Origin of the sequence: Hoeflea ulvae (assembly GCF_026619435.1) — a bacterium.
In the GTDB taxonomy this organism is placed as follows: Bacteria; Pseudomonadota; Alphaproteobacteria; order Rhizobiales; family Rhizobiaceae; genus Hoeflea; species Hoeflea ulvae.
In genome coordinates this window covers 3361409-3374537 of sequence record NZ_JAOVZQ010000001.1, presented here as the reverse complement: position 1 = coordinate 3374537, position 13129 = coordinate 3361409, and the positions used below count along the sequence as shown (strand labels likewise).

Genomic DNA, 13129 nt, shown 5'->3' with positions numbered 1-13129 from the left:
AGTCTTCGTCTTTGAAACAACTTGGCTTCAGCCCAGGTTCAGTTCCTTGAAAAAATCATTGCCCTTGTCGTCAATCACGATGAATGCCGGGAAATTCTCGACTTCGATTCGCCAGATCGCTTCCATGCCCATTTCGGGGTACTCGACGACTTCGACTTTCTTGATGCAGTCCTGCGCCAGACGGGCCGCCGGACCGCCGATAGAGCCGAGATAGAATCCGCCGTGGCTGGCGCAGGCTTCGCGCACCGAGCGCGAGCGGTTGCCCTTGGCCAGCATCACCATCGAACCGCCAAAGGACTGGAACTGGTCGACATAGGAATCCATACGGCCCGCCGTGGTCGGCCCGAAGGAACCCGAGGCATAGCCTTCCGGCGTCTTGGCCGGGCCGGCATAATAGACCGGGTGATCCTTGAGATAATCGGGCATCGGGTCGCCGGCTTCCAGCCGGGCGCGGATTTTCGCATGCGCCAGGTCGCGCGCCACGATGATCGGGCCGGTCAGCGACAATTGCGTCTTGATCGGATGCCCGGACAGTTCCGCAAGGATCTCGCTCATCGGCCGGTTGAGGTCGATGTGAACCACGTGTTCGGAGAGCTTGCCCTCGTCGATGTCCGGCAGATATTTCGACGGCTCGGTCTCCAGCTGCTCAAGGAAAATCCCGTCCTTGGTGATCTTGCCCTTGGCCTGCCGGTCGGCGGAGCAGGAAACGCCCAGACCGATCGGCAGCGAGGCGCCATGACGCGGCAGGCGGATGACGCGGACATCGTGGCAGAAATACTTGCCGCCGAACTGCGCGCCGACGCCCATCTGCTGGGTCAGCTTGTGGATCTCGGCTTCCATGTCGAGATCGCGGAAGGCGTGGCCGGCTTCCGAGCCCTTGGTCGGCAGCTCGTCGAGATATTTGGTCGAGGCGAGCTTGACCGTCTTGAGGTTCATCTCGGCCGAGGTGCCGCCGATGACGATCGCCAGATGATAGGGCGGGCAGGCGGCAGTCCCCAGCGTCAGGATCTTTTCGCGCAGGAACTCGACCATCCGGTCATGGGTCAGCAGCGATGGCGTTCCCTGGAACAGGAAGGTCTTGTTGGCCGATCCGCCGCCCTTGGCGACAAACAGGAAATCGTAGCTGTCGACGCCCTCTTCATAGATGTCGATCTGGGCAGGCAGGTTGGTCTTGGTGTTCTTTTCCTCGAACATCGACAGCGGCGCCAGCTGCGAGTAGCGCAGGTTGCGGCTCTCATAGGCGTCGCGGACGCCACCGGCCAGCGCCTCGTAGTCGCCGCCCTCGGTCCAGACCTTGCGGCCCTTCTTGGCCATGATGATGGCGGTGCCGGTGTCCTGGCACATCGGCAGCACGCCGCCGGCGGCAATATTGGCGTTCTTGAGCAGATCAAGGGCCACGAAGCGGTCGTTCTCTGTGGCCTCGGGATCCTCGAGGATCGATGCCAGCTGCTTGAGATGGGCGGGCCGGAGCAGGTGATTGATGTCGCCGAAGGCCGCTTCCGCCAGCATCCGCAGCCCGTCGGTCTGCACGGTCAGGATTTCCTGGCCGCGGAACTGCTCGACATTGACGTGCTGATCGGTCAGTTTTTTCCAAGTGGTCGTGTCGGGGCCGAGGGGGAACAGATCGTTTGCCAAGGGGTACCTTTCCGGTCGCCTGATTGCCAGATTGAGAATTCGGGTCTTAGGATGAAGACACGGCGAATGCAATTGCGGCAAGGCGGGGAGGGGCTCGATGTCGCGCTTGAGTAATTCAATATATCATGATTTATAGAATTATCTTGGCCGCCTGAGTCACCGGATCCGATCCCGTCGATCCGGGTGTCGGGCAGGCTGCAACTCGTGTTGAACAGGACCATGACATGTCGAAATTCGAGCGATATCTGACCCTGTGGGTGGCGCTGTGCATCGTTGCGGGCATTGCGCTTGGCTATGTGTTTCCTGCCTTTTTCCAGGCTGTCGGCTCGGCTGAAATCGCCAATGTCAATCTGCCGGTCGCGGTGCTGATCTGGCTGATGATCATTCCGATGCTGGTCAAGATCGACTTTGCCTCGCTGGGACAGGTCAGCCGGCACTGGCGCGGCATCTCGGTGACGCTCATCGTCAACTGGGCGATCAAGCCCTTCACCATGGCGGTGATGGCCTGGTTCTTCATCGGCTGGCTGTTCGTTCCATTTCTGCCCGCTGACCAGATCAACAGCTACATTGCCGGCCTGATCCTGCTCGGCGCCGCGCCGTGTACGGCGATGGTCTTTGTCTGGAGCAATCTGACCAAGGGCGATCCGCTGTTCACCCTGAGCCAGGTGACGGTCAATGATCTGGTGATGGTGTTTGCCTTTGCGCCGATCGTGGCGCTGCTTCTGGGCATCTCGGCGATCACGGTGCCGTGGCAGACGCTGCTTCTGTCGGTGACGCTCTATATCGTCGTGCCGGTGATCATTGCACAGGTTCTGCGCAACCGTATCCTGGCATCAAGCGGCGAGACGGGGCTCCAGGCCCTGCTGGCAAAGCTTCAGCCGCTGGCCATCCTGGCGCTGCTGGCGACCCTGGTCGTGCTGTTTGCCTTTCAGGGCCAGGCGATCCTGGCGCAGCCGATGATCATCGTGCTGCTGTCTGTGCCGATCATCATTCAGACCTATCTGATCTTCGGCATCGGCTATGTGGCCAATCGCGTGGTCGGCGAAACCCACGAGATCGCGGCTCCCTCGTCGCTGATCGGGGCCAGCAACTTCTTCGAGCTGGCGGTCGCGGTGGCGATCAGCCTGTTCGGCTTCACCTCGGGTGCCGCCCTTGCCACCGTGGTCGGCGTGCTGATCGAAGTGCCGGTGATGCTGTCGCTGGTCTGGATCGTCAACCGGTCGAAGGGCTGGTACGAAATGGCGCCTGCGCTGTCGCGGCGCGCGGCGCAAAAGCCTGCCAAATAACCTGCCGCCAGCCATCGCGGACGGCATTTTGGCGCGCCTGGCGAGCGGGCGGGCAGGGCCTTTCCTCCCGCAGCCTCGCGGCGAGGGTGCTTCCGGCTGATCGTGTCAATCGCCGATTGCCTGTCCGATCTCGCCCGGCATTCTTTTCTTCGTAACCATGTTTTGGTACGGTGCGCCCGCACGCAGCGTTTTCATCTCGAACACGTCGGCCGGCAGGCTTCGCACAAGGATCTGGGTTGGGTATGAGTTACAAGAGTAGAGCAGGGGTGGCGCTGATCGCCATTGCGATTGGGTTTACCGGCGTGATTGCGCCCACACCGCCGGCGCAGGCACAAGGCCTGTTCGACGTGCTGTTCAAGAGCCCGGCACAGCGGCAGCGTGAGAAACTGGCGCGGCAAAAGGCCCGGTCGCAGCCCCAGGCTGCTGCCCCGGCGCCCAAGCCGGTGACCCGCGTCCGGGGGCCGAGCTACCACACCTACAGGGCCGACAAGCTGGCGAAGGTCGATTTTTCCAAGCTCGCCGACCCGGTGGTCACCGGCGCGATTGGCGACATGGTGCTCTCACCGCTGGGGATCGATGCCTTCGCCGAAGGCCGCCCGGCGCTGGCTGAACTGTCGCTGCGGGCGCTGCCCGAATCCGCAAAGGCGATTGTCGACCACTATTCGCATCATCCCGATTATATCTGGGTCGCCGGCACAGCCGTCACCGAACGCGCGCGCGCGGTGGTCGACGTGCTGGCCAATGCCGATGCTGTCGGCCTGTCGCCTGCCGACTATCACGTCGAAATCCCTGCCGAGGCCTTTGATGTCACCCGCGGCGCCGAGCGTCAGAAGCAACTGATGGCTTTCGAGATGAAGCTGTCGGCGGCTGTTGCCGACTATATTCTCGACGCCACCCGTGGCCGGGTCGATCCCAACCGGATCTCTGGCTATCACGATTTCAAGCGCAAGAGCCTCGATCTGGCCGCCAGCCTTGAAGCGCTCGCCAAATCCGCCGATCCGGCCGAAGCCCTGCTGGCGCACAATCCGCAAGGCGCGCATTTCGAAGCGCTGAAAGCCGAGCTCAAACGGCTCGAGGACCTCGATGAAGGCAAGCGCGTCACCATTGCCGAAAACCTGTTGCTCAAGCCCGGTCAATCCAATCCGGAACTGGCAAATGTGATGGCAGCCATCGCGCTCAATGGCAGCGATGCGCTCAAGGTCGACAATGCGCTGGTGCTGGCAAGCTATGCCGGCAAGCCCGAATATGACGACGAGATCGTCTCTCTGGTCAAGGGTTTCCAGAAGGAAGCCGGTCTCAAGCCGGACGGTGTCGTCGGTCCGGCAACCCGGCGGGCGCTGGTCGGCATCACCAATGCCGACAAGATCGAAAAGGTCCGGCTGGCAATGGAGCGCTCGCGCTGGCTGCCGGGCGTGCTGGCAGCGCGGCGGGTGTTCATCAACCAGCCTGCCTATACCGCCACCTATTACAATGACGGCAAGGCCGAACTCTCGATGCGGGTCGTGGTCGGCAAGAAGGGCAACCAGACCAATTTCTTCGACGACGAGATCGAACTGGTCGAGTTCAACCCCTATTGGGGCGTGCCACAGTCGATCATCATCAACGAGATGCTGCCCAAGCTTCGCGCTGACGCGTCCTATCTGGACCGGCTCGGTTATGAGGTGACCGTCAGTGGCCGCGCGGTGTCCTCGAGTTCGGTCAACTGGAACGCTGTCGGCAAGGGCAGCGGCATCGGCGTGCGCCAGCCGCCAAGCGACGGCAATGCGCTGGGTGAACTCAAGATCCTGTTTCCCAATTCGCATGCCATCTACATGCATGACACGCCGTCTAAATCGCTGTTTGACCGGGACACCCGCGCGCTCAGCCATGGCTGCATCCGCCTGAAGGACCCGCGCGGCATGGCTGCCAAGGTGCTCGGCACCTCAGTCGCCGACATCGGCAGCTACATCGCAACCGGCCAGAACAAGCAGGTGAACCTGCAGCAGAAAATTCCGGTTCATGTCTCCTATTTCACCGCCTGGCCGGATGAAGCCGGCGTGGTGAACTATTATGCCGACGTCTATAATCGCGACGATTATCTCCGCAAGGCGATTGCCGCCACCGATGAGGCGCGCAGTTCCTGACATGCCGGCGCCGCGCTCCGACCCGGATGTGCGGCGCCGACCGGGGCCTTGCCATGCGCCGGTTCCGGATTGACTTCGGTCACATCGCCATATGATCTTCTCTGCTAGCAATGAAAGCGCTGCCGAACCGGCAGTGCCGCGGACATCGGAGCGAGGATCACATGAAAATCGGAATTGTCGGAACCGGAATGGTCGGCAGTGCGGCGGGTTATGCCATGGCGCTGCTCGGTGTCGGCACTGAAATCGTTCTCGTTGACGCCAATCCTGCCCTGGCCCGGGCCCAGGCCCAGGACATCGCCCACGCCACGCCCTTTGCCACCACGGTGGCGGTGCGCGCCGGCGATTATGCCGATCTCAAAAATGCCGCGGTGGTGATCATTGCCGCCGGTGTCAGCCAGAAACCCGGTGAAAGCCGGCTGGCGCTGCTTGAGCGCAATGTCGAGGTGTTCCGCTCTGTCATCGCCGGTGTGATGAAGGCCGCGCCCGAAGCCATTCTTCTCATCGCCACCAATCCGCTCGATGTGATGACCTTTGCCGCCCAGCGCATCTCCGGCCTGCCGGTCGAACGGGTGATCGGCTCTGGCACGATCCTGGACACAGCGCGGCTCAGAAGCCTGCTTGGTGATCATCTGGGCATCGCGCCCAATTCGGTTCATGCCTATGTGCTGGGCGAGCATGGCGACAGCGAAGTGCCGGTGTGGTCGAGCGCCATGGCCGGCAGCGTCCCCATCGTCTCGTTCGCCGAACAGATCGGCCGCCCGCTTGACGCCGCCGCCCGCACACAAATCGCCGATCAGGTGCGCGGTGCAGCTTACACCATCATCGAAGGCAAGGGCGCCACCTGGTATGGCATCGGCGCGGGGCTCGCCCGGATTGTCCGCTCGATCACCGATGACGAACGCACGGTGCTGTCGGTGTCGATGGTCACCGGCGAGATCGAAGGCGTGCGTGACGTGGCCCTGTCGCTGCCGCGCGTTATCGGCCGCGAAGGCGTCGTCGCCACGCTGATGCCGGATCTCGACGCAGGCGAACGCGCCGCGCTCAAACACAGCGCCGAGGTGATTTCGGGGTTTTCGACAAAGCTGCGTTTTTGAGGCCCGCTCAGATCTCCGCCGTCACCACGCGCCCCAATATCTCTTCCGCCGTTGCCTTGGAGCACAGTTCCGTGGCCGGGGTCAAAACGGCGGATCCTGCAGCGGCGACGCCGTGACGGACGGCGTCGGGGAAGCTCGCGCCTTGTGCGAGCTGCATCGCGATGGCTGCGACCATGCTGTCGCCGGCGCCGATGGCGCTGAGCGTTTCGAGTTTCGGCGGCTGGCAGAAAAACCGCTCCTGGGCCGAAACCCCGACCGTGCCCTTTGCGCCGATCGACATCACCAGCCGCTCCGCAGCGCCCTTGCGGATCAGGTCTAAGCCGTAATCGGCAAGTTCTGCGGGCGTGGCGAATTTGAGCCCGGACACTTCGGCGGCTTCGGCGCCATCCATGCGCAGCAAGGCAAAGGGCGGGCCGGGATTGCCGGCGGCGGCGGCGAGGGCGGCGCCCGAAGTGTCGAGGATGAGCTGTGCACCGGCCTCGACCGCCAGTTGATTGACGGTGGTGGCAATATCGGCAGGCACGCCCGGCGGCAGGCTGCCCGACAGCACCACGACGCGGCCGGCGCTGAGATGCGCGCGCAAATGCTCGAGCATGCGCGCGGTCTGTGCGGGTGACCACTCAGGGCCGGGCAGCTGGAAGCGGTACTGTTTGCTGGTCGAGGTCTCGATCACGGCGAGGGACTGGCGGGTGTTGCCCTCGATGTCGAACTGCGTCACCTCGAAATCCTCTGCGTCGAGCAGGGAATGAAACATGGCGCCGGTCTGGCCGCCCAGCGCCACGAAGGCGGTGGACACGCCGCCAAGCCGCGAGATGGCACGCGAGACATTGACGCCGCCGCCGCCGGGATCATATCGCGGCTCGTCACAGCGCAATTTGGGGCCGGGCTTGACCGTGCCGACAGAGGTCGACACGTCAAAGGCCGGATTGAGCGTGATGGTCAGGATATCAGACATGGGGCCGACCATCACACAACAGGGCAGGTGGTTTCAATCTGCTCCAACGCCGGAGCGCGCACTTATTTCGCGGATTTTTCCGCCTCCGCCACATTTTCCTTCACCGCGACGAAACTGTCGGGCGTCACCGAGATGGTGTCGATGCCGGCCTGCACCAGCAGCTTGGCGAATGCCGGGTTGTTGGACGGCGCCTGGCCGCAGAGCCCGACCTTGGCACCGGCTGCATGGGCACGCTCGATCAGCGTTTCGATCATCCAGATCACCGCCGGATCGGCCTCGCTGAACAGGCCGGCCAGTTCGCCCGAATCGCGGTCGACGCCCAGCGTCAGCTGGGTCAGGTCGTTGGAGCCGATGGAGAAGCCGTCAAAGCGCTCGGCGAATTCGGCGGCGCGGATCACATTGGAAGGGATCTCGCCCATGACATAGACCTGAAGACCGTTTTCGCCGCGGGCCAGGCCATTCTCGGCCATGACGGCAAGCACCCTGTCGGCCTCGTCGGGCGAGCGGCAGAACGGGATCATGACCACGACATTGTCAAAGCCCATTTCCTCACGCAGCATCTTGATCGCCTTGCATTCAAGCGCAAAGCCGGCGCGGTAGTTGTCGGAGTAATAGCGCGAGGCGCCACGGAACCCGATCATCGGGTTTTCTTCCTTGGGCTCGAAGGCGTGCCCGCCGAGCAGTTCGGCATATTCATTGGTCTTGAAATCGCTCATCCGCACGATCACCGGTTTCGGATAGGCGACGGCAGCGATGCGCGACAACCCGCGGGCCAGGGTCTCGACGAAATAATCGCCCTTGTTGTCGTAGCGGCGGGTCAGCTCGGCGATCTCGGCCTTGGCTGCCTCGTCCTTGAGCGTGTCGAAATTGACCAGCGCCATCGGGTGCACCCGGACAGCGGAATTGACGACGAATTCCATCCGAGCAAGGCCAACGCCATCTGCGGGCAGACGCCACCAGCGGAAGGCCGCCGAGGGATCGGCGAGATTGAGCATGATCCGGGTCTTCGTGGCCGGCACATGGTCAAGACGGACATCGGTGACCTCGTATTCGGCGATGCCTTCATAGACCACGCCATCCTCGCCGCCGGCGCAGGAAATGGTGACTTCCTGCTCATCGTGCAGGATATGGGTGGCATTGCCGGTGCCGACGATGGCCGGCAGGCCGAGTTCGCGGCTGACAATGGCCGCATGCGAGGTGCGCCCGCCATGGTCGGTGACAATCGCCGCGGCGCGTTTCATGATCGGCACCCAGTCGGGGTCGGTCGTCGACGTCACCAGAATGGAGCCGTCGATGAACTTGTCGATGTCCTTGACGTTCTCGATCAGACAGACCTTCCCGGCACGCACGGCGGCGCCGACGCTCAGGCCGGTGAGCAGGGTCCTGCCGGTCTTGCCGATGGTGTAGGATTTGAGCGCCGTGACATCGATGCGCGACTGCACGGTTTCAGGCCGCGCCTGCACGATATAGAGCTTGCCGGTCTCGCCGTCCTTGGCCCATTCCATGTCCATCGCCTGGCCGTAATGCTCTTCGATGGTCGCTGCCTGGCGGGCGAGATTGAGGATCTCGTCGTCGGACAGCACATAGGCGCCACGTTCGGCCTTCGAGGTCGGCACGTTCTTGGTCTCGCCCCCTTCCGCACCGGCATAGATCATCTTGATCTCCTTGGCGCCGCAGGTCTTCTCGACAATCGGCTTGAGGCCGGGCTTGTCGAGCAATGGCTTGAACACTTCATATTCGTCGGGGGTGACTGCGCCCTGAACAACGTTTTCGCCCAGTCCCCAGGCGGCATTGATCAGCACCACCTTGTCAAAGCCGGATTCGGTGTCGATGGAGAACATCACGCCGGAGCCGCCAATGTCGGAGCGCACCATCAGCTGCACGCCGATCGACAGCGCCACCTGGTTGTGATCAAAACCCTGGATCTTGCGGTAGGTGATGGCCCGGTCGGTAAACAGCGAGGCGTAGCAGCGGCGGCAGGTGGACAGCAGCGCCGCTTCTCCGCGGACGTTGAGATAGGTTTCCTGCTGGCCGGCAAAGCTGGCATCAGGCAGGTCTTCGGCGGTTGCGCTGGAGCGGACGGCGACGGAAAGCTCTTTGTTGCCGGTGCGTTCGGAGAGTTCACGATAGGCCGAGAGGATCGCCTCGCGGATGTCGTCGGGCCAGTCGCCCTCGGCAATCGCGGCGCGGACGGCCTTGCCGGTTTCGGCCAGCGTGCGCTTGCCGCTGTCGAGCATTGCCATCGCGTCGGCGATCACCTGGTTGAGATTATTGGCCTTGATGAAGGCGCGAAACGCATCCGAGGTGGTGGCGAAGCCGGGCGGCACGTCGATGCCCTTGCTGCCAAGCTGCTGCACCATTTCGCCCAGCGAGGAATTCTTGCCGCCAACCAGCGCGACATCACCGCGGGCGAGATCTTCAAACCAGATGACATTCTTGTTGGCTGCGGACATGTGGGGCTCCCGAAAAGGCTGTGTGAAGCAGGACTGGACGAGAGGCCACTATAAATCGGGCAATTGCTGCCGCCTTGACGTGCATCAAGCGGCAACCGAAACGATTGAACCCATGCGGAGAGGCGCAACCGGCGGGGCGGCAGGCGCCGGTTCAGGGCCGGTCGAGGATGAAATCGGGCGTGATGCCGGAGCTCAGGATCGCGGCTTCGGGGTCCCCGCCATCGAAGAACCCGAAGCCCTGGATCAGCGCGGTGCGGAAACCCGCGGCATTGCCGCCGAGAATATCGGTATGCAGCGTGTCGCCGACCATCACCACCCGCTCGTCGGGCACGCCGGGGCGGATATGCTTGCGGACCATGTCAAAGACTGCCGGAAACGGCTTGCCGAAAAACACCGGTTCCACCCCGGTGGCGCTCGCAAGCCGGTGCGCATAGTGGCCGGGTTCGAGCGACAGTCCGGCCTCGGTCGGCGCGACCAGGTCGGGATTGCCGATCAGCAGCTCTCGCGGCTTGTCTTTCAGCGCCTGCTCGAGCAGTGCCTGGCGGCTTTCGCTCCAGGCCGATGCGCCGAACATCAAAAATCCCTCGGCCTCGGCATAGGCAGCCGGGTCGTCTTCGAGAAAGATGGCGCCGTCGGGAAGCTCTTCGCGGCCGAATTTTGGCGCGGCCACCATGCCCCATTTGCGGTGCGGATAGGAATTGAGCCCGCTCAGCAGCGCCATGCGGCTCGAAACGGCATCATTGCTGCCGAAACTGTAGCCCAGCCGCGTGTAGCGCTGATGCAGCACCGAGGAGGGATAGCCCGCCGCATTGGTAACCACCAGCACCTGCTTGCCGCGCTGACGCAACCCGTTGACGCGGTCGACGACGCCGGGAATGGCGGTCTCGCCGATGTTGAGCACGCCGAAGGCGTCGAGCAGGAACACGTCGATCTGATCGGCGATGGCGTCGAGGTTTTCGGCCCGGACGAAGTCGGCCCGACGGCGCATCACCGGCAGGCGATGGCGCACGGATTCATACTCGTCGAAGGCGATCGTGGTGTCCGCGCCTTTCAGGATGGCAGCTCCGGTGCTCACATGATGGCTCCGCGCACCTTGGCCGAGACCCATTCGCCGACGATCACGGCTGCCAGGATGACGATCAGGATCAGCGTCACCTGCGGCCAGGCCAGCGTGTTGAGCGATGACTGCAATTGCAGCCCGATGCCGCCGGCGCCGACGAGGCCCAGAACCGTGGATTCTCGGATATTGATGTCCCAGCGGAAGACGCTGATGCCGGCAAAGGCAGGCATCACCTGGGGCACGATGCCATAGGCCATGACCTGCCAGCGGCTGGCGCCGGTGGCGGTGATCGCCTCGACCTGCTTCTCGTCAATCTCCTCGATCGCCTCGTAGAGCAGCTTGGCGCAGAAGCCGATGGAGCGGAAGGCAATCGCCAGCAGCCCGGCAAAGACACCCGGTCCGATGACCGCCACCAGCAGAAGCGCCCAGATCAGCGAGTTGATCGAACGGGTGGCGACGATGATGAACAGCGCGATGGGGCGGATGAACACGGCCGATGGCGTGGTGTTGCGCGCGGCCAGAAAGGCCACCGGCACCGCCATGAACAGCGCCAGGATGGTTCCGAGCGTGGCCATGTTGAGCGTGTCCCACAGCGGCCCCCACAGATTGTCCATATAGGACCAGCGCGGCGGCCAGGCGCGGCTGCCGATGTCGGCGGCAATGCGTGGCGCATCCCAGACGAAGAACCAGGTGGTGGCCTCCGAGATGCGCTGCCAGCACCACATGAAGATGGCGACGGCGGCGAGATAGCCGGCCCAGCGGGTGATGGTCTGGTTGCGATTGTGCAACTGCCAGACCTTGGCGCCATTAACGTCAGTTGATACCGGCATTATTGCACCTTTGCCCGGATGATGCCGGAGAGATATTCCAGCGCCATGACGGTGACGATGATGATGAGCAGGATTGCAGCCGCCGTGTCGAATTCATAGCGGTCGAAAGCGGTGTTGAGCGTGGCGCCGATGCCGCCGGCGCCGACCAGGCCGAGCACGGCGGATTCACGGAAATTGATGTCGAGACGATACATCGACAGTCCGATCAGCCGCGGCATCACCTGCGGCTGGACGCCGTAATTGATCCATTGCAGCCAGGATGAGCCGGTGGCGCGGATGGCTTCCGCCTGCACCTTGCTCATTTCCTCGATGTCCTCGGCCAGCAGTTTCGACATGAAGCCGATGGTGGCAAATGACAGCGTCAGGAATCCGGCCAGCGGGCCGAAGCCGAAGATGGCGACCAGCAGGATGGCGACAATGATCTCGTTGAGCGCGCGTGACAGCGCGACGATGCCCCGGCAGACCAGATAGATCGGCAGCGGCGCGATGTTGCGCGCAGCACCCAGGCCGATCGGAATCGAAATCGCGATGCCCACCACCGTCGAGGTGATGGTGATGATGATGCTTTCGATGATGCCGTCCCAGATGTCGCCACCGCGGGAGACGAAATCGGGATTGAAGAAGGCTGTCACGAAGGCCCAGCCGCGGCTCAGGCCCTCGGCGACGCGCGACCAGTTGACGTCGATCGAACTGACGGCCAGCACGACATAGACGAGAGCGCCAATGAACAGGCCCCAGCGCAGAAGCGGATTGGTGATCAGATGCGGCTTTTGCCAGCTCTGGCCAAGCCGGTCGTCAAGCGTGGCCGTGGTCATAGAACAGGCTCCACCGCGACGGTGTCTTCTTCCTCGTCATCGACGTCGCGGATGGTGGCATGCCAGTCTTCTTCGCCATAGATCGTGGTCAGAACCTCGTCGCTCATTTCAGTCGGCTTGCCGTCAAAGGCCAGTTCGCCGGCCTTCAGGCCGACAATGCGCTCGACAAACATCTGCGCCAGCGCCACGTCGTGGATGTTGATGACGGCGGCGAGATCGCGTTCGGCACACAATTCGCAGATCAGGCGCATGATCTGGCGCGAGGTCTTCGGATCGAGCGAGGCGGTGGGCTCGTCGACCAGCAGCAACCGCGGGTTCTGGATCAGCGCGCGGGCAATGCCGACACGCTGGCGCTGGCCGCCGGAGAGCTCATCGGCGCGCTTGTCGGCCATGGCCAGCAATCCGACGCGGTCAAGCAGCCGAAACGCCTCATCGACATCCGATTGCGGGTATTTGCGCAGGAACGAGCGCCAGAAGCCGACATAGCCAAGCCGTCCGGAGAGCACGTTCTCCATCACGGTGAGCCGCTCGACCAGCGCATATTCCTGAAAAATCATGCCCATCTGGCGGCGCATCTTGCGCAGGCCGCCCGAGCTCAGCGCCGTCACGTCGGTGCCGTCGAGGATCACGGATCCCGATGTCGGCTCGACCAGCCGGTTGATGCAGCGGATCAATGTCGATTTTCCTGCGCCGGACGGTCCGATCAGGGCCAGAACCTGGCCCTTGGGAATGGTCAGGGTGACGTCCTGAAGCGCCTTGTCGCCTGTGCGATAGGTCTTGGTCAGTTTGTTGAGTTGCAGCATGGGGTTCCGTGATCGGCAGGGGAAGCGCGGCGGTCAGATGCTGCGCAATCGCATGAAAAAAGGCTCCGCCGCATC

The 13129-nt window shown here is 63.0% G+C and carries 10 protein-coding genes; 3 read left to right on the top strand and 7 right to left on the bottom strand.

Annotation, left to right across the window (positions count from 1 at the left end; genetic code table 11):
• Window positions 1-27: 27 nt before the first annotated feature.
• Window positions 28-1635 carry a fumarate hydratase gene (locus OEG82_RS16010; protein WP_267613389.1) on the bottom strand — a complete coding sequence of 536 codons (1608 nt, stop codon included), beginning with the start codon at window positions 1633-1635 and terminating at the stop codon, window positions 28-30.
• A gap of 224 nt (window positions 1636-1859) precedes the next feature.
• Here OEG82_RS16010 and arsB point away from each other — a divergent pair, with 224 nt between their 5' ends.
• The 3 genes from arsB (at window position 1860) to OEG82_RS15995 (ending at window position 6138) form a co-directional block, all read left to right on the top strand.
• On the top strand, window positions 1860-2921 hold the full coding sequence (arsB, locus tag OEG82_RS16005) for an ACR3 family arsenite efflux transporter (protein ID WP_267613388.1): 1062 nt from the start codon (window positions 1860-1862) through the stop codon (window positions 2919-2921).
• A gap of 242 nt (window positions 2922-3163) precedes the next feature.
• Entirely contained in the window at window positions 3164-5044 is a 1881-nt protein-coding gene (locus OEG82_RS16000) for a L,D-transpeptidase family protein (RefSeq protein WP_267613387.1), read from the top strand.
• 161 nt (window positions 5045-5205) lie between these two features.
• Window positions 5206-6138, top strand: coding sequence for an L-lactate dehydrogenase (locus tag OEG82_RS15995; protein WP_267613386.1), 933 nt, complete (start codon window positions 5206-5208; stop codon window positions 6136-6138).
• 7 nt (window positions 6139-6145) lie between these two features.
• On the opposite strand, the gene OEG82_RS15990 is transcribed toward OEG82_RS15995, so the two are convergent.
• The 6 genes from OEG82_RS15990 to phnC form a co-directional block, all read right to left on the bottom strand.
• Window positions 6146-7093 carry a 1-phosphofructokinase family hexose kinase gene (locus tag OEG82_RS15990; RefSeq protein ID WP_267613385.1) on the bottom strand — a complete coding sequence of 316 codons (948 nt, stop codon included), beginning with the start codon at window positions 7091-7093 and terminating at the stop codon, window positions 6146-6148.
• Window positions 7094-7155: 62 nt separating this feature from the next.
• Window positions 7156-9546 carry a phosphoenolpyruvate synthase gene (gene ppsA / locus OEG82_RS15985; protein WP_267613384.1) on the bottom strand — a complete coding sequence of 797 codons (2391 nt, stop codon included), beginning with the start codon at window positions 9544-9546 and terminating at the stop codon, window positions 7156-7158.
• A gap of 151 nt (window positions 9547-9697) precedes the next feature.
• Window positions 9698-10621 (bottom strand): HAD-IIA family hydrolase, encoded by a 924-nt coding sequence (locus tag OEG82_RS15980; protein WP_267613383.1) that lies wholly within the window; start codon window positions 10619-10621, stop codon window positions 9698-9700.
• Window positions 10618-11436 carry a phosphonate ABC transporter, permease protein PhnE gene (gene phnE / locus OEG82_RS15975; RefSeq protein ID WP_267613382.1) on the bottom strand — a complete coding sequence of 273 codons (819 nt, stop codon included), beginning with the start codon at window positions 11434-11436 and terminating at the stop codon, window positions 10618-10620. The genes OEG82_RS15980 and phnE (OEG82_RS15975) overlap by 4 nt, the downstream gene beginning before the upstream one ends.
• Window positions 11436-12251 carry a phosphonate ABC transporter, permease protein PhnE gene (phnE, locus tag OEG82_RS15970; RefSeq protein WP_267613381.1) on the bottom strand — a complete coding sequence of 272 codons (816 nt, stop codon included), beginning with the start codon at window positions 12249-12251 and terminating at the stop codon, window positions 11436-11438. The genes phnE (OEG82_RS15975) and phnE (OEG82_RS15970) overlap by 1 nt, the downstream gene beginning before the upstream one ends.
• Window positions 12248-13054, bottom strand: a complete 807-nt coding sequence (phnC, locus tag OEG82_RS15965) for a phosphonate ABC transporter ATP-binding protein (RefSeq protein WP_267613380.1) — start codon at window positions 13052-13054, stop codon at window positions 12248-12250. Before phnC ends, phnE (OEG82_RS15970) begins: the two co-directional genes overlap by 4 nt.
• Between the last annotated feature and the right edge of the window lie 75 nt (window positions 13055-13129).